This window comes from Streptomyces sp. HB132 (genome assembly GCF_016909575.1).
GTDB lineage: Bacteria > Actinomycetota > Actinomycetes > Streptomycetales > Streptomycetaceae > Streptomyces.
The window spans coordinates 163,321-180,043 of record NZ_JAFBGA010000002.1 but is presented as its reverse complement, the minus strand read 5'-3'; the positions used below and the strand labels follow the sequence as shown (position 1 = coordinate 180,043).

Sequence of the window (16,723 nt, the reverse complement as noted above, 5' to 3'; positions counted from 1 at the left end):
GGAGCTCTTCGCACCGAAGGGCTCTTTCCGCGTGATGTCGAGCATGGCGTTGCCGCCTGTGCGTGCACCTGGGCCACGCTCGTACACGTCCCGCGAATTCCTTCGGGGCCGGACACTATGCGTGAGCGAGTGGCCTGACACCATACAGCCGTTCCGCCGCCGCCCTCGATGTCGTGGTGCCCGCACGGGCCTCCGGGTGCCGGTCGGTCGAAATGCGGCGGCCGACGGGATCAGCTTTTGTCCCGCCGCCGTTCGTCCGCACACGCGAGCCACAGCACATAGGAGTGCCGCAGCTCGGTGAGAGCTTCCTCGTTCAGTGCCGGGTCGGAGACCGAGACGTTGGCCAGGCGCATGACGATCTCCGTCATGTGTTCGGTGACGACGGCTGAGCGGCGGGCGTGCGCGGCGGCGCGCTGGGCGACGATCCTCTCCCGGGCGGCCATCATGTCGGTCAACGTGCCGTAGCCGGGCTGTTCGGCGTCGTACAGGGAGGGCACCCGAGGCAGCCCGGCTGCTGTGAGCGTGGGTACGGGATCGCGGTCGTCCGCTGGCGTCCGCTCGACCCCTGCTCCAGCGTCCTCCATGCCCAGGATGCGCAGGACGACCTGCCGCTCAGCCTCGGAAACGGCCACCTTGGACGCCAGGGTGTCGAGTTCGTCGAGGATGCCGGGCACGGCACCGGTGTCCCACTCGGTGAGGTGGTCTTCGAGTTCCCGCGCGCGGGTTCCGGGCGAGTGGACCGCCTACGTGGCCACGCCGGGATCCATGCCGTACACGTTTTCGAGTTTCCGAACAGGGCGAAGTCTGTTGACATCGCCAACGTGCACCGTGGAACATCGAGGAGTGAACAGCGCGGCGGTCCCGTCGTGCTCTCCGCCTGATCGTGCAAGGAGCACCGCCATGACCGACGACACCCCTCTGCGTCAGCTGCTCGACGACCGCCTCACTGCGGGCCTCGCCGCGTCCGAACTGGCCCCGGAGGCGGCCGACCTGCTGCGCGGGATGCTTCCCGAGCCGACGCCGGAGAGGACCGGACGCGCCGGGCCCGTGTACCTGCGCTCCATCACGGCGGCGGGCTGGCGGGGGGTCGGTCCCGAGACCACGCTCGACCTTCCGCCCGGACCCGGGCTGACCGTCGTCGCGGGTCGCAACGGCACCGGCAAGTCGAGCTTCGCCGAAGCCGCCGAGATGGCGCTGACGGGCTTCAACGCCCGCTGGGACGGGAGCAACGGCAAGGCTCGTACGGCGGTGTGGAAGGAAGGGTGGCGCAACCTGCACGACTCCACGGTCCCGACCGTCTCCGTACGGCTTACCCTGGACGACACCGGCGACCCGGTCACCGTGCGCCGCACGTGGTACGGGGCGAAGGTGGACGAGGCGCGCACGACGGTGGAGCGGGCGGACGGCACGGAGCAGAAGCTGGAGGAGAGCCTCGACGCCTCGACGCTTTCCCTCTACCGCCCGTTCCTGCCCTACAGCGAGCTGGGCTCGATGGTCGACGGGACGCTCAGCGCCCTGCACAACACCTTGGCCCGGTTCATCGGGCTCGGCCAGCTCGGCGACATCGATGACCGGCTCGCGGCCCGCATCAAGGCGTGTAAGGACGTCGAGAAGCGGCCCGGCGCCCTGAAGACCGCGGCCGTCGACGCCCTGACCGGACTCGACGACCAGCGTGCCGTCGGAGCTGCTCGGGCACTCGGCGGACGTACCCCCGATGCGGACGCCGTCCGCGCCCTGCTCGACCGGGACGCGGTCACCGACTCGGGTGCGGACGGCCGCCTCCGGGCACTCGCTACCCTGACCGGCCCCGACCAGCAGGAGGTCGCCGGGGCGCTGGCCCGGCTGCGGGAGGCGGCTGCCGCAGCCGAGGACGTACGGCACTCCGACGCCGAGGACGCGCGGCGGCTCGCCGGGCTGCTGGAGAGTGCCCTCGAACACCGTCGCCGCTCCCAGAACGCAGACTGCCCCGTCTGTGGCACCGCGGACCGTCTGGACCCGGCCTGGGCGGACGGCGCGCGAGCGGAGATCGAGCGGCTCCAGTCGGAGGCGGCGGGGGCCGAAACGGCCCGCCGGGCGCTCGGCGCCGCGCGGCGTGCCGTCCACGACCTGGTGCAGCCGGTCCCCGACCTGCTGCGGGCGGAGGAGTCGGAATTGGCGGGTCTCTGGCGCGAATGGGCCCTGTGCCGGAGCCTGACCGACCCCGCCGAGCTGGCGAACCGCGTCGAACGCGTGGCCCCGACGCTGGGCGCGGCATGCCGGCAGACCAGCGAGGAGGCCGCCCGCAGGCTCACCGACCGCAACACCGCCTGGCGGCCCGCGGCCGTGCGGCTCGCCGAGTGGCTCGACGCTACGGAGAAGGCCGCGGAGGCGAAGGACCAGCGCAAGGAGGCCGAAGCGGCTCGCTTCTGGCTCAGGACGCAGACGGACGACCTGAGAAAAGTACGGATGGCGAAGTTCGAGAAGCAGTCGCAGGATGTGTGGAACAAGCTCTGCGAGAGCAGCAGCGTGTCGCTCGGGAACATCGAGCTGAAGGGCACGGCCCGGCAGGGGAGTGTGCAGCTCGGCGTCTCCGTGGACGCCCACGAGGCGCCCGCGTACAGCGTGATGAGCCAGGGTGAATTGCACTCGCTCGCCCTGTCGCTGTTCATTCCGCGCGCGACGCACGACGACAGCCCGTTCGGCTTCCTCGTCATCGACGACCCGGTGCAGTCGATGGACACGCAGAAGGTGGAAGGGCTGGCCACCGTCCTGAGTGACTGCGCCCGCCACCGGCAGGTGGTCGTCTTCACCCACGACACCCGGCTGGAGCAGGCCATCTCCCACCTGGGCATCGAGGCGACGATCCTCCACATCTCCCGCGAGAGCGACTCCGTCGTCACCGTCGAGAAGAGGAGCGATCCCGTCAAGCAGGCGTTCCAGGAGGCCCGCGACCTCTCCTACGACCAGCATCTTCCCCAGAGCGTCGCCGACCGGGTGATTCCGGCGATGTGCCGGCACGCACTGGAAGTCGCCTGCATGGAGACCGCGCGCCGTACCCTGCGGGACGACCACGGCCTCGGCCTTGCGGAAATCGATGAGCGTGTCTCCCCGCTGGTGCGCACCAAGGAGCATGTGGCCCTCGCCCTGCTCGGTGACTCTTCCGGGAAGCCGCAGACGGTGGTCGAGAGCCTGTACACCGGGGGATGGGCGCTGATCAACGAGCTCAACGAAGGCTCTCACCTGGGGCTGCCGACCCTGGACGACCGCAAGCAGCTCGTGACGCGTACGGAGAGGCTGGCCGGGGCGATCCGGCGTAGCCGGGGAACGGCCGTGTCGCAGGGCGGTCCCCGATGACGGACAACGCCCGCGAACTCGTCTCCGCGGCCGAGGCCCTCCTGCGGCCTCCGGCGGGTACGCCGGGACCGCTCGGCCCCGGCGTACGGGCCCGCGCCGCCGCCGTGCTGCTGCGCCTCGCCCTCGACCAGCGGCTGGACGACTTCTGGCACAGGGTGGCCCCTGCCATGACGCGCAACGCCAAGCACCGCATGCTGTGCCTGGAGGCGTACACGGACCGGGGGACCGCCCGGCGCTGGCGCCTCACCTGGTCCGCGCTCAGCGGTGTCTGCCACCACCGCGTGCCCGAACTGCCTCCCATGCCCGCCGAGATCCAGGCGCGTCTGCTGGAGGTGAACGCCCTGCTCGACGCACTCGACGGGGCGCCCACAGCCACACCTGCCGTGGTCATCCCGGCTCCGGTCCCCCCGACCGGCCGAACCACGACCCTGGCCGCGACTCCCGCCGTGCCCCCGGCGGGGGACCTGCTGGCGGGCCACTCCGTACCGAAGCCCTGCCCGCCGCCGGGACGGCGGGTCGCACCTCCGGTCGTCGGCGGTCCGTGAACGTACTGGGAGCCGTCCGCGTCGTCTGCGGTTACGACCGGACGAGATCCGGCAGCCAGCCGATGTGGCGCAGTGTCGGCGCGACCCGACTGAGCAGGAAGAACACGACCGGCGTCTCGTCATCGTCCTGCGGGAAGAAGAGAGCGTGCTGAACGGAATCCGTGTCCTGCGGCTCGTCCAGGTCGATGAGCAGCGGGTCCGGCCGCTCGAAGGCCCCGTCGAGCACCACCCCGGGGCGATCGGTCAGCTCACGCAGATCGTCGAGACCACACAGGTCGGCAAAGTCGGCAGTGGTGAACGTCTTCTTGAAGCTTGGGCGGTCGCCGGGGACGGCGACCCAGCCCATGATCCGCAGTTCCTCGTCGTATAGCTCGGACTCCTGGATACCGGCACGCCTCCGGTTGTGCAGGTTGGACAGCGGAGCAGGCATCTCCGGCAGGACGGCGGGCTGGTACAGGACGAGATCACGCTCCCCGTTCTCCCACCGCGTGTCGTGGATCGTCAGACCGGGCCGGCCGGCCAACTGCACCCGCCACACCCCCACCACGCCCCTGGACTGCACACCGGAACACGTGGCCGCGTAGTCCTTCGGCGTCGTGCCGTCCCGTCGCAATGTGAGCTGATCCATGATGGTCACGGCGACTGTGTCCCTCCACCCGTGGGGTGACACACACTGTGCTCCCCTGGCGGGAGATTGTGCGCTTAACTACGCCAAAAAATAGGGTTGTTGGGAAAGGCGGCAATGCCTGTGCCGCCCGGAACGGGGGAGCGGACATGACCGAGACCGAAGACGGGACTCCCGGCTCGGGGGAGCCGCCGCAGTTCCTGCTGCGACTGCCGGGGGCGAGCGGGGTCGATCGGGCGCGCGGGGTGCTGCTGGATGAGGTGGGGACCAACGGGAGCCGGAAGTTCCGCATCCTGGCGGGCTCGCCCGCCCGAGACCGGGAGATGCCGTCCTTCTCCAAGCACTTCTCCGCTACGACCAAAGTGCGCGAGCTGATGAAGAAGACGGACGTGTTGCGCCCGTCCACCCGGTGGCCCGGATGGCTGGAGCTGGCCCAAGACGTCGACTGCGGCTCTCCGTCCTTCGCCGCGGGCGTGCTGGTCGGCGCACCACGCAACGGCTGGGTCGACTGGAAGACGGAAGCGGGGGCGCCGCTCTCGGACTTCATGGAGGGGGTCTGGTCGGGCCCCGCCAGGGCCTGGCTCGTCCGGGGCTCCAACGTATCCGGGGCCGATCTCGTCCAGAAGCTGTGGCTTCCCGAGGAGCGGGTTTCTCTCGCCGCCCCTCGCCTGCGCCAGGGGATCGGCCAGGGGACGAGCAAGGAGCGCCTGCGCGCGGTCGTCGAGGAGGACTGGGGCGCTACGGCCACGTACAACCAGAAGCTGGAACTCGTCGAGGAGCTGCACGCGTTCCTATCCCGGATGAAGCCCGGAGACACCGTGTGCACACTCTCGGGTGGACGGTTCTACGTGGGTGAGATCACCGGCCCTGCCGAGCAGACCGCCTCCGACAACGGCAGGTCCAATCTGCGGCGGCCCGTCGAGTGGCAGAGCACCGGCCACCCGTACGACGTACTGCCCGAGGAGATCCAGCAGCGGCTTTCCGTCCAGCACGACGTCGTGGACCTCACCGCGGTCCAGCCGCTCATCGAAGGGCTCGGCCTCTCCGATGAGGAACTGGCCGACGAGGCGGAGGCGATAGAGCGTGACCCCAGCGGCACGACACCCGCCCTCACCGCCCGACGTGAGCTGGAACTACCCGTGCCGGAACAGCGCCTCGCCGACGAACTGCTGGTGCACGACGTGGCCTGGCTGCGGGAGATCCGCGACCTGCTGTGGGACGAACGGCAGCTGATCCTCTATGGCCCGCCCGGAACCGGCAAGACGTACACGGCCCTCAAGCTGGCCGAATACCTCGGCGGCGGGCCCGAGCAGGTGAAGCTCGTGCAGTTCCACCCCTCTTACGCCTACGAGGACTTCTTTGAGGGGTTCCGCCCTCGCGAGGACCCGGATACAAGGGAAGTCGCCTTCCGCCTCACTGCCGGCCCCTTGCGTGAGCTTGCCGACCTGGCGTCCCGCGAGGGCAACCGGCACATCCCGCACTTCCTGATCATCGACGAGATCAACCGGGCCAACCTGGCCAAGGTTTTCGGCGAGCTGTACTTCCTCCTGGAGTACCGCAACAAGTCGGTACGGCTCACGTACTCCGGCGACGACTTCGCACTCCCGCCGAACCTCTTCGTCATCGGCACGATGAACACCGCCGACCGGTCGATCGCCCTGGTGGACGCGGCGATGCGACGGCGCTTCGCATTCGTCGAGCTGTCACCCCGCACCGAGCCCACCAGCGGCCTGCTACGGCGCTGGCTCGACCGGGAGGGGCTCGACATCCGGGCCGCGGACCTGCTGGACGCGCTCAACTCCCGTATCGAGGAAGCGGAATTCCGTATCGGTCCCTCCTACCTGATGAAGAAGGGGGCCCATCGGCAGGGCGGTCTGGAGCGCACCTGGCGGACCAAGATCCTGCCGCTGCTGGAGGAGCATCATTACGGGGAGTCCTTCGACATCGAGAAGCGCTATGGTCTCGACGCCTTGGCCCGGTCCATCGGCGACGGTGAATCGTACGAGCCCTCGCTGTGACGACTGTCGAGTTGACCGAGTACGGCCCGCCCGTCACCGTTCCTCTCGCGGACGAAGTCGGGCGCTCGCTCGCTGCCTCCAGGATCGTCGAGGCTGCCCCCGATCCCTACCGGTCGGGCTGCTGGCGGCTGCGCGCCGGCGGCAAGGTCGGCGCGGTGGCCCTGAGGTCACCGGGGCACAGTCCTGTCACCCTCCGCATCGCCCCCAAGGTGCCGGTAGCGCGGCTGTTCTTCCTCATCGGCTACGCATCCAACCCCCACATCCACCGGGACGGGGAGGTGAGCGTTGCCGAGCAGGACGAGCTGCTTCCCGCGCTGGCGCAGGGATTCGAGAGGTCTCTCGAACGTGCCCTGCGGCAGGGAGTGCTCCAGGGATACCGGCACACGGAAGAGGCCGCACCGGTCGTCCGAGGACGTATTAGGGAGGCGGATCAGGTCCGGCGGCACCATGGGCGGGCGTTCCCGGTGGAGGTCGCCTACGACGACTACGGGACCGACATCGCGGAGAACCGGCTGCTGCGCGCTGCCGCGGAGCGGCTGCTGACCCTGCCCAGGGCGCCCGACAGGGTACGCCGTCGGCTGCGCCACCACCGTGGCCGGTTGCTGGACGCACAGCCGCTGATCCCCGGCAGTCGTGATCTGCCGCTGTGGAGGGCGAGTCGACTCAACCTCCGCTACCAGCCCGCGCTACGGCTGGCCGAGATGGTGCTGCGCGGCTTGTCCGTCGAGCACTTGAGCGGTCGGATCACTATCGACGGATACCTCTTCGACACGCACAAGATCTTCGAGGACTTCGTATGTACCGCACTGCGCGAGGCGCTGGCGCAATACGGGGGGCGCAGCGCACTTCAGGCGCGGGGCGTACACCTCGATGAGGCCGAGGCTGTTCGGATGCGTCCGGACCTGGTCTGGTACGGCAACCATGGCCTCCCACAAGCTGTCGCGGACGCAAAATACAAAGCGGAGAAGCCCGAAGGATTTCCGGACGCCGACCTTTATCAGATGCTCGCCTACTGCACGGCGCTCGGCCTCTCCGACGGCCACCTCGTCTATGCGAGGGGCTACGAGCCGAGCACGACGCACCGGGTGCGGCACGCGGGAATCCGCATCCACCAGCACGCCTTGGCTTTGGAGCAATCGCCCGATGAACTGCTCGCCTCGATCGCGTCCATCGCCCGTTTGATGGCCGAAGGCGCGGTCACGACGCGGGCAGCTGAGGAACCTGTCAGGCGCCGTCCTCGGGAGGCATAAGTGCCCCGCTGGTGAGGCCGTCACGGGCAAGAGTGCTGGCTTGCTCTGCAAGCCGGGTCACTTCGCCGATGTGCTCCTCGAATTCTTTGAGCGCGCGGAAGGCGGCACCGTAACGGCGCTGTTCCTCCACGGGCATCTGCGGGATGCGCGCCCCCTTGACGTCGAGGCGATAGGAGCCGCTGCTACTCGTTGAACGGCGGTTGTTGGAAGCGCTGCGCAGGAACCCCCGTAGATACTCGGTGTCCAACTGTGCGCTGTTAGAAGTTGGTTCAGCATCGGCGAGGTCGACGAGCCCGGCGCGGGAGAGCTCGGCCAGACTGATCGTCGCGCTGTCCATCGTCCCCGGCCCTTCGCCCGCTGTGAGGGCGGGCAGCAATGCGGTCAACCGATTGAGCCGCTCCTCGATGCCTCGTTGCAAGGCGCGGTACTCAGCAGGGAAGTCCTGTCGGGAAGCGTCCACGTGCGCGCTCGGCGTGAGGTCGACAGAGTCGTTCAGGAGGTCGATCAGCGGTACGTCGGCGACCTGCTCGGCTGTCGGCTCCATGGGGCCGTCGGGCGCGCTGGCGGTGAGGTCAACCATCCGAACCGAAGTCACGCTGCCGGAGACGTCATCCGGGCGGTGCAGCATCCACAGATGTACGGGTTGAGCGTGTGATGCCACCATGCCGGGCGGAAGTGCGACGACATCCGTCAGGATGCCGCGGCGGACGATCTCGGCCCGGATGCGTCTGCCCGCCTTGCGGTAGGCCACGGAAGCGGGCATGACTACCAGTGCCCGGCCGCCGGGAGCAGTATGGGCGTAGCAGTGTTGGAGCCAGGCCAGATCCCCCTCCGCCTTGGAAGGTGTACCCAGTTCCCAACGGGCGTCGAGCAGCAGCTCCTCCCGGCCCCAGTCCGGACCGGCGGCAGGGGGGTCGCACAGGACGAGGTCGGCCCGCAGGTCAGGCCAGCGGTCCTCGCGGAGGGAGTCCCCGGTCTCGATGGCGGTGTCCTGCGATCCGGCGAGCTCGGCTCGCGCCTGGGCTAGTTCCCCAGCCGCTGGATCGATCTCCTGACCCCGACGTATCGGCCCTTCGGCCGGTCCGATGGAGAGGAGGAGCGTCCCGATGCCACAGGCCGGATCGAAGATCACGGAGTCGTCGGGTACTGGCCCCGCGAAGTGGCTTACGGCCTTGACGAGCCGCGACGACGTGACTTGGTCGGAGCCGGCACGTCGCGAGGAGTCCAGGAAACGCTCGACCAACTGGTCGATGGCGTGGGCTGCTGATTCCTTCGCCTCTAGCCTCGCAACCAGCTCAGTCAGGTTGTCGTCCAGCGCGGAAGCGTCATCGCGTGCGAGGAAGCGGGCAACGCCCGCGATGCCTGCAACTATGTCGTCGCCAAAGGCGCCCCGCAGTGCCTGCCACAGACGGACATCGTCCGAAAAGTCTTTACCCTTCTGCTGCTTTGCCAGCCAGGAACGGACCTCGGCCAGCGAGAAGAGGGGCGTGCTCGCTCCGCCGTCGGCGGGTGTCGGGAAGTCGCCGTACCGCCGTCTCCAGTTGGAGACAGCGGCGCGCGTCACCCCCGCCAGCCTGGCAATCTCTGCACCGGTGATCAGTGGTTCGGAAGCCTGGGGAGTCGATTCGTTCATATCTCCACCGTACACGCAATTGCGATTGAATCCGATAGCGCTTGCGTTGGCGACGTCAACAAGACTGTCGCGCGCGCGGTTGCTCGAGCGCTCGGGTCCTCATGACCGCAGGGGCGCCCTTCAGGGAGCCGCCTCGGATCAGGACCGTCAGGGCGATCCCGAGAAACAGAATGAGGTAGATCCTCAGAGGTATCCGGAATCCGTGGCTTGTTCGGGTCCGCGCAGCTCTTGGCGTGCTTGGGCGAGTGCCCTACGCAGCGGACCGGGTTGTGTCAGTGACCTGGGCCCGCGTGGGAAGACGTGCCAGTGCAGCCCAGGCGGCTCCGTGGCTGTGGATGGCGGAACGACGACGTGGCACTTCTGCCCCAGCGGTACCGTTCCCGGTTCCTCCCAGCCGTCGGCCGTACCGGGCGGCACCAGGAAGTACAGGCGGGGCTCCGGACCTCCAGGATCAAGGACGACCGGGCCGACTGGTACACCGCCGTCGTGGAGGAGCTCGATCGCGCGCCGGCCGATGACCTCAACGGCGCGTACTGCGTCCCACCACTGACCCGCTGAGCACAGCTCGGGCCCCTCGCCTATGGGCATCCAACGAGGCGGCAGGGCAGGAAAACGTGGGCTGGCATCGGACATGAGAACGGCCTCCTCGTAACCATCGGTGAGGAGACCATTCCATTCAGTCGGCGCCCGCGAGCGGACAGATTGTCCGCGGGTTCCCTTCGCGAACACCCTTGACGCCGTCTCAGCTTGTGATAACTCCCGCCCAACTGGCGAAACCGGAAAGCTCGTTGGAGGGGTGGGTGCCCGCACGCAGGAGCGCGGCCGTCGTCTCGCGGGCGGACGGGTGGAACCTTGTGTGATTCGGAGCGACCTTCCGCGCGCGGCGAAGGTCCGCGAACGCACCTGTCCTGTCCGCCATCGCCAGTTTCGCGGATGCGACATCGATGAAGTGGTGGCTCGACCTCTCACCCACGGTTGCCGCCGGGGGCATCCATTCCTGGCCCGGCGCGTCGGACCACTCCGTGAGGCGCGCCAGGGCCTGCTCCGTGTCTCCCGTGTCGATCATGGCGTGCACTTCGTGGATACGAATGTTGGTTGGCCCGAAGGACATCTCGTAGGCGAGGGAGTCACGGTTGCCGGCCATCGCGGCCACGGCCTCAGCCTCGCGCAGATAGTCGTCTGCCCGGTCCGGGTTGTTCTCCCTGGATTCCAGGACAGCGAGCTTTAGCAGTAGGGCGCCGTCGACCGCGAGGGCGTCGTTGGTGAAAGAGCGCTCGGGCTGTAGTCGTTCCAGTTCCTGGCGCAGGCCGTGGAGCTTGCGGCGTGCCGAAGCGTAGGCGCCCTGGCGGAGCATTGCGCCGGCGACCAGGTAGCCCGCGGTGAAGTTCATCAGCGGATCACCCGACCGCTCCGCGGCCCAACGCACGCGTTCCAAAGCGGTGTTGGACAGATCGTGGTGCCCCATCTTGTGGGCCAGTGAGTTAACAGCTCGGTAGGCGCGCGCGAGATGCCAGAACGCCTGTGCCTGGTCACCATTGCGGCCACCGAGGGCGAGATGCGTCAGTTCCGTGATGATCGACGGAAGGAGCGGTCCCATGGGTGCGTAGCGCGCATCCCGGCGTAGAGCTGCGATCTGGTCGACCTCGGAGGCAAGTACGGGCAGTGCTCGCGGGGCGATCTCAAGTTCGTCCGGGAGGTCGTAACACAGCATGATCCTGCGGAGTTCGGGCACGACGGCGTGCACTCCGTCCTCGGCCTCCGGCTCACCGTAGTACGGCTGGCCGGTCAGAACCTCCGGGCCGAAATGGAGCGCTTTGGCGAGCGCCAGAGCCAGCGATGGAGAAGCCTTGCGGGCGCCGGACTCGAGCTTCTGGACGTAGCTGGGCGATATCGCGACCTTTTGCGCCAGTTGGGCGGCAGACAGCTTCCGTGTCCGGCGGGCTATACGGAGGCGGTCTCCCAGCGTCAGGTTTTCACTCATCGGTGGATCGATCCCTTCGCGACGGAGCACTCAGTTCAGCGTACGGACAATGTCCAGCCTCGCGGATGCGCTCGCCAACTGTTAACGGCCTCGCCGCCAGCAGGTGAGGGGTCGGACATCAAGCTGCCCGAGTCGCCAAAAGTGTTGAGACCGCCATAAAAGCCGCTTTTGCGTCTACTCGGCAGGGCTGCATACGGGGTCGGCTCATTACCAATGCGCATGCGACTGGTCAAGGCTTATGCGTGAGAAAGCCAGGACAGTCTGTCCGCTCCCTGGTCCTCCTCGCTGCGATTGTTCGTACACAACGCACGCTGCTCGGAGCCCAGTTCCGCAAATAGCCACCCCCCGCTCCCTGCTTGCGCGACGACCAGGAAGTCGTTCGGGAGTGGATGCCCGCTCGGCCAGAAAGTTCGGATCCGCACAGGATCGCCGTCCTACTGATGGAGCTCTGACATGCGCTGTCCGCCGACGAACACTGACCTGGCGACGAGTGGGCTCTCGCCCGGCACCGGAGCAGCATGCGACGCCGTGTCCGACGCTTACCCGCCCTGGGCCCCGGCAGTGGTGGAATCGCGTCCGACGGCCGTGATTCTTGATCTCTTCGGCACGCTCGTCTCGGCCCCTGACTCGTCAGAACGGAGCGCTGCGTCAGCCCAGTTGGCCTGGGCCATGCGCTTGCCAATGGCGATCGCGGAGGCTGCTCTGTGCGGTAGCTGGCAACCGCGACACGACGGTCAGCTGCGTTCCAGTACCGCCGTCGCAACGCACCTCATTGAACGCTGTGGTGCTTCCGCAGCCTGCACGAACGAAGTTGAAGCGGTCCTGGCTCGGCTGGCACGCCAACGGTTGCAGGCCGACAGGACTCTCCTGCAGGCCCTCAAAGAGCTCCGTCAGGGAGGGATCAGGCTCGCCGTCCTCAGCGATGCCTCTCCTGACATTGCCGAGGCGTGGGACCGCAGCGAGCTCGCATCGCATTTCGACGCGGTCGAATTCAGTTGCCGGGCCGGTGCCGTGAAGCCTGATCGTCGCCTCTTCCAGGGGATGCTCGGGAAGCTTGCTGCCGAATCCGGTCAGGTCCTGTACTGCGGAGACGGCGGCGGTGACGAGCTGGCCGGCGCGGAACGAGCCGGGATGCGAGCGTTACGCGTGGCGCGCCGGGGCGGACCGGCCGGTCTGGCGTTCGGCGAGGCTCACTGGTCCGGCAGGACGATTCCCGCCGTGGAGCTCCTCCCCTCATTGCTCGGCGGGTGGGGGGCGCGATGAGCGACACGTACGCGTGGGCTGTCGAGAAGGGCTCCCTCCGGAAGTTACCCACCCCTGACGTCAGGTCTCCCGCCTGCGGCACGACGATCATTGAGACCCGTTACGCCGGGCTGTGCGGGAGCGACGTCGCGAAGCTCAACCACCCGTGGCCGGGACCGTTACCCGAACCCTGGTACCCCGGGCACGAGATCGTCGGGATCGATACGGAGACCGGGAACTGGGCCGCGGTCGACCCGCTGGTGCCCTGTCTCTCGTGCCAATACTGCGATCGGGGCCATGCCCACCTCTGCCCGGGGCTTCGGCGTATCGGATGGGATCTTCCGGGTGGCCTCGCGGACACCGTGAGAGTGCCGCGCGACAGTGTTGTCCCGCTTCCCCATCTACACGACCCCGCGCACGGAGTCCTCGCCGACCCGATGGCGGTGGCTGTCCACGGAGTCCGATGCGGGCTTCGTACGCCCGTGGGGCGGCTTGGCGTCATCGGGGGCGGCGTCGTTGGCGTGTGCACGGCCATCTGTGCGGCCGAGGCGGGGTGGGACGTCCACATGATGGTGAGGGAGCCCTCGCGGGCGTATCACCTGCGGCACACTCTCGACCCGCGCATAACCCTCCATACCGCCGGCCTCCCGCAGTGCGACGCCGTCGTGGACGCCGCGTCCGGCCACAGCGACTCCCCAATACGGCAGGCACTGAACGCCGTCCGTGACGGCGGGACGATCCTCGTACAGAACGCGTACGCCCCACGCGTCGTTCTCTCCGTCCCCCTTCGGGACGTCTTCCGTCACTCGATCACCCTTCGCGGCTCTTTCTCGTACTGCCGCGCGGACGGCCGCGACGACTTCAGGGACGCCATCGACGTCATCGCCAAGGGCGGCGACTGGGCTGCCTTGCTGACCCGGGACCGGTACCCCCTCGGTGAACTGCCCCAGGGGCTTGCGGCCCTGCGAGATGGATCGCGCCATCGCCCCTTCAAGGTCCTGCTCACATCCGGATTCTGATGAAAGGAGCCCACGCCGTGGCGGTCACAGTGCCCTTGCTGGCCCACAAGATCAACTCACCGGCCGATATCGCACCCCAGGACGTCCACGAGGGGATCACCCGCATCCTCGCGTTACCGGAAGGCCCGACGCGCGACGTGATGCTGGGAAGCGTCCTGACGGGGCTGCTCCTGCGGGGGCCGCGCCTGGAGGAGGTGGAGGCCGCGATCAGGGCCGCGACAGACCTGGACCGGAAGGGATGGGACTTTCACCGTCCGCCGTCCGGCGTGCGGTTCGTTGGCTACACCGGCAGCGGAAAGAAGACCTTCAAGACGATCAACCTCAGTACCGCCGCCGCACTGGTGGCGGCTGCCGGCGGAGCACACATCGCGAAACTCGGATCTCGCAGTGCGTCGTCGAAGACTGGGTCGCGCGACTTCATCGACCAGATCGGTGCGACGAGTGACACGGTGTCGCACCGGGAGATGGTCGACATCACGGCGGAGATCGGCTTCGGGTTCTTCTCCATCGAGAACCGTGTACCCGAGTTCGACCGCCGCTACGGAGGCAGGTTCCAGGCGGTACACGCCCTGAGTCTGGCGTTTCCCGCGCTCCTCAGTCCGGTTACCTGTCCCGCCTACGCGTACGGCCTTTCGCACCCTGCGGTGGGTGCCTCCGCCCGGTTGCTCTCCAAGCTTGGATTGCCCGACGTGACGGTCATGAACTCCAGTCTCGGTAGGGCGGCCCAGGTCGACGAACTGCTCCCTGGGAGCCAGGTGCGGGCCTGTCGGATCAACTCCGGCCAAGAGGACCTGATGTTCAACGACGACGTGCGCAGAGGCGCTGCCTCGATGCCGCAGGACCTGACGTCCGTCGCCCAGTACGACGACCCACGGGAGAACGTCGCCGCTGCCATACGCGTCCTGGCCGGGCAGGACAGAAGCCAGGCGCGCAACGCGGTCGCCCTCAATGCGGCACTGCTTTTGGTGATGTCCGAGGCGGCCCCCACCATCCAGTCCGGCATCGACAGGGCCCTCGACCTCATCGACGCCGGCGCGGGACTGGACACGCTTCGGCAGTTCGTACGTCTCACGGGCGGCGCTCCGCACAGGCTGCGTGCACTCATGCACTTGGCCGCTCCGGCCGCTGTCCTGGTCAGCCCGGGGAAGAGGGAGAAGGCTCCATGCTGACGCACGGCGAGCTCGCGATCATCCACCTGGTTCTCAACACCGACTGCAACGCCTGGGACCTTGAGCCGACGAGTGCCTCACCGGGCGTGTGCAGATTCTGCTATCGCGAGCGCAACCGGGTCAGGACCGACGAGGACACCGTCCGCCGCGTTATCGAGCGAGTCCGTTCCGAGTCCGAGGCCCATCGGTGTGTGTTCACCGGCGGTGACCCCGTGATGCCGTACGACAACCACCTGGAGGTCGCCCTCCAGCACGCCCAGGAGGTCGGCTTCGAGACGAACCTCCACACCAATGGGCTGCTCCTGGGCGACCGCTACGCCGGTGTTCGTGACCACGTGACCGTCTACTCCCTGGCGGTCGACGGTCCGGACCCGGAGACGGCCGACTGGTTCCGCGGGAAGGGCTACTTCGAGCGGTTCCAGTCCAATGTCGAGTTCCTCACCGCCGACCAGCGCCGACTCGCGTTCAACACCTTCACCACGGCCGGCTCGATCCAGGAACTGCCCCGCCTCGCGCAGCTCATCGCCAGGGTGGCCCACCGGACTGAGGTCGAGTACTGGCTCATCTCCCAGTACCGCCCCATCGGCCGCGCCAGCACACGCAAGGCGGAGGTCTATGGCTACGAGCGAGACGACTTCGTTCGGGCTGTGGAGGGCGTGCGTGACGTCGTCGAAGGCGTGACGATCTACGCCCAGCCGACGCGAGCTCCGCTGGACCCCTACCCATTCCGAGTCTGGGTCCTCGCGGACGGAACGGTCACAGCGGACCTCGGCAGCGTGTCGGCGCCGCGCAACGCGGCGCTCGGAAACCTCCTGGTCGATGGCTTCGAGCCCTTGGTCCGTCGGGCCTTCGACCTCCGGGAGCAATCACAGTTGGAAGGGATCGCATGAAGTTCGACGCCGCGTACTACGAGAACGTCATCGACCAGCACCACTACGAACGGCTGGGCCTCGGAGCCATCGACTTCCCTCTCGCAGGGATGAGCCCTGACGACCTGCAGACGAAATGGGTGTGCCACACCGGAGCGCGCCAGTTCGCTGAGGCGGTCGCGGCCGACCAGCCCGCCATCGTCACCACCGGGATCGGACTTGGGGGACCGCCCCACGCCGGCACCCTCTTCCAGCTGTTGCGCGCGGTCAAACTGCAGCAGTGCGGCCTCGACGTACAGATCGTGCTGGGGGATCTCGACTCCTTCAACGCGCGACGCAAGCCAATGGACTCGGTGCGGCGACTCGCCGACCAGTACGAGGAGTTCGTCCTGCGCCTCGGGTTCGATGCCGGGCGCGGTGTTCTCCGCAGGCAGGAGGGCGAGACCGACGTCCTGGCGACCGCCTTCCTGCTGTCGCGCTATCTGGAGGACGACGACTTCCACTGGGCGGAGGAGGACCTCGCAGGGCTCTACCGCAACCACGGTGTCTTCGATGACCTCAACTACGGCATGAAGCAGGCCACGCTGCTCATGGCCGCGGATTTCGTGCAGCTTCTCCGCGATGGGCGCCACGTCCTGGTCTCCCTCGGCGTCGACGAGCACAAGTACGTGGCCCTCGCCCGGCGTGGGGCGGAGCGCTGGGGGCTTCCCGCAGAACGGCTGTCCGGCATCTACACCAAGATGATCCCCGGCCTCGGCGGCCTCCCGAAGATGAGCAAAAGCATCCCCGGATCCGGAATCGACGCCTCTATGTATGTCGAGGACATCCGGGCACTGCTCGAGGCGGACACCGACGGCGCGCCCACCGACGACGGCTCGGCGCTGCTCCAGATGTACGCCTGTCTGCCCGAGGTCGACGGACGGGCCTACGACAGTGCCTCAACCGCGCGCCGCTCCGGAGGCACCGAGTGGCACGCCGTGCGCGAGCAGCTCGTCGAGCGGATGCTCCACCTGTTCTCCCACTGGCCCAAGTAAGCAAG

The 16,723-nt window shown here is 68.0% G+C and carries 14 protein-coding genes; 10 read left to right on the top strand and 4 right to left on the bottom strand.

What is annotated here, in order from left to right; all coding sequences use genetic code 11:
- Positions 1-230: 230 nt before the first annotated feature.
- Entirely contained in the window at positions 231-674 is a 444-nt protein-coding gene (locus JOC24_RS05150; RefSeq protein WP_205018912.1) for a hypothetical protein, read from the bottom strand.
- Between the two features lie 226 nt (positions 675-900).
- Here JOC24_RS05150 and JOC24_RS05145 point away from each other — a divergent pair, with 226 nt between their 5' ends.
- Both JOC24_RS05145 and JOC24_RS05140 read left to right on the top strand, forming a co-directional pair.
- Entirely contained in the window at positions 901-3,333 is a 2,433-nt protein-coding gene (locus JOC24_RS05145; RefSeq protein ID WP_205018911.1) for an ATP-binding protein, read from the top strand.
- On the top strand, positions 3,330-3,878 hold the full coding sequence (locus tag JOC24_RS05140; protein ID WP_205018910.1) for a hypothetical protein: 549 nt from the start codon (positions 3,330-3,332) through the stop codon (positions 3,876-3,878). The genes JOC24_RS05145 and JOC24_RS05140 overlap by 4 nt, the downstream gene beginning before the upstream one ends.
- 31 nt (positions 3,879-3,909) lie before the next feature.
- Here the strand turns inward: JOC24_RS05140 and JOC24_RS05135 are convergent, their stop codons facing one another.
- Entirely contained in the window at positions 3,910-4,506 is a 597-nt protein-coding gene (locus JOC24_RS05135) for a hypothetical protein (RefSeq protein WP_205019319.1), read from the bottom strand.
- Between the two features lie 146 nt (positions 4,507-4,652).
- Here JOC24_RS05135 and JOC24_RS05130 point away from each other — a divergent pair, with 146 nt between their 5' ends.
- Positions 4,653-6,521 carry a DUF4357 domain-containing protein gene (locus JOC24_RS05130; protein ID WP_205018909.1) on the top strand — a complete coding sequence of 623 codons (1,869 nt, stop codon included), beginning with the start codon at positions 4,653-4,655 and terminating at the stop codon, positions 6,519-6,521.
- Entirely contained in the window at positions 6,518-7,771 is a 1,254-nt protein-coding gene (locus tag JOC24_RS05125) for an McrC family protein (protein WP_205018908.1), read from the top strand. The genes JOC24_RS05130 and JOC24_RS05125 overlap by 4 nt, the downstream gene beginning before the upstream one ends.
- On the opposite strand, the gene JOC24_RS05120 is transcribed toward JOC24_RS05125, so the two are convergent.
- Positions 7,746-9,404 (bottom strand): N-6 DNA methylase, encoded by a 1,659-nt coding sequence (locus JOC24_RS05120; protein ID WP_205018907.1) that lies wholly within the window; start codon positions 9,402-9,404, stop codon positions 7,746-7,748. The genes JOC24_RS05125 and JOC24_RS05120 overlap by 26 nt on opposite strands.
- 351 nt (positions 9,405-9,755) lie before the next feature.
- Between JOC24_RS05120 and JOC24_RS05115 the strand changes: the two genes are divergently transcribed.
- On the top strand, positions 9,756-9,962 hold the full coding sequence (locus JOC24_RS05115; RefSeq protein ID WP_205018906.1) for a hypothetical protein: 207 nt from the start codon (positions 9,756-9,758) through the stop codon (positions 9,960-9,962).
- Positions 9,963-10,146: 184 nt separating this feature from the next.
- Here JOC24_RS05115 and JOC24_RS05110 read toward each other — a convergent pair whose 3' ends face one another.
- On the bottom strand, positions 10,147-11,385 hold the full coding sequence (locus tag JOC24_RS05110; RefSeq protein ID WP_205018905.1) for a helix-turn-helix domain-containing protein: 1,239 nt from the start codon (positions 11,383-11,385) through the stop codon (positions 10,147-10,149).
- Positions 11,386-11,913: 528 nt separating this feature from the next.
- On the opposite strand from JOC24_RS05110, the gene JOC24_RS05105 reads away from it, so the two are divergent.
- From JOC24_RS05105 to JOC24_RS05085, 5 genes are read left to right on the top strand one after another with little or no spacing between them, the layout of a single operon-like run.
- Positions 11,914-12,648, top strand: a complete 735-nt coding sequence (locus tag JOC24_RS05105; RefSeq protein ID WP_205018904.1) for an HAD family hydrolase — start codon at positions 11,914-11,916, stop codon at positions 12,646-12,648.
- Positions 12,645-13,646, top strand: coding sequence for an alcohol dehydrogenase catalytic domain-containing protein (locus tag JOC24_RS05100; RefSeq protein WP_205018903.1), 1,002 nt, complete (start codon positions 12,645-12,647; stop codon positions 13,644-13,646). Before JOC24_RS05105 ends, JOC24_RS05100 begins: the two co-directional genes overlap by 4 nt.
- Before the next feature lie 17 nt (positions 13,647-13,663).
- Positions 13,664-14,815 carry a hypothetical protein gene (locus JOC24_RS05095; protein WP_205018902.1) on the top strand — a complete coding sequence of 384 codons (1,152 nt, stop codon included), beginning with the start codon at positions 13,664-13,666 and terminating at the stop codon, positions 14,813-14,815.
- On the top strand, positions 14,809-15,705 hold the full coding sequence (locus tag JOC24_RS05090) for a radical SAM protein (protein ID WP_205018901.1): 897 nt from the start codon (positions 14,809-14,811) through the stop codon (positions 15,703-15,705). The genes JOC24_RS05095 and JOC24_RS05090 overlap by 7 nt, the downstream gene beginning before the upstream one ends.
- On the top strand, positions 15,702-16,718 hold the full coding sequence (locus tag JOC24_RS05085) for a nucleotidyl transferase family protein (RefSeq protein WP_205018900.1): 1,017 nt from the start codon (positions 15,702-15,704) through the stop codon (positions 16,716-16,718). The genes JOC24_RS05090 and JOC24_RS05085 overlap by 4 nt, the downstream gene beginning before the upstream one ends.
- The last annotated feature ends 5 nt before the right edge of the window (positions 16,719-16,723 follow it).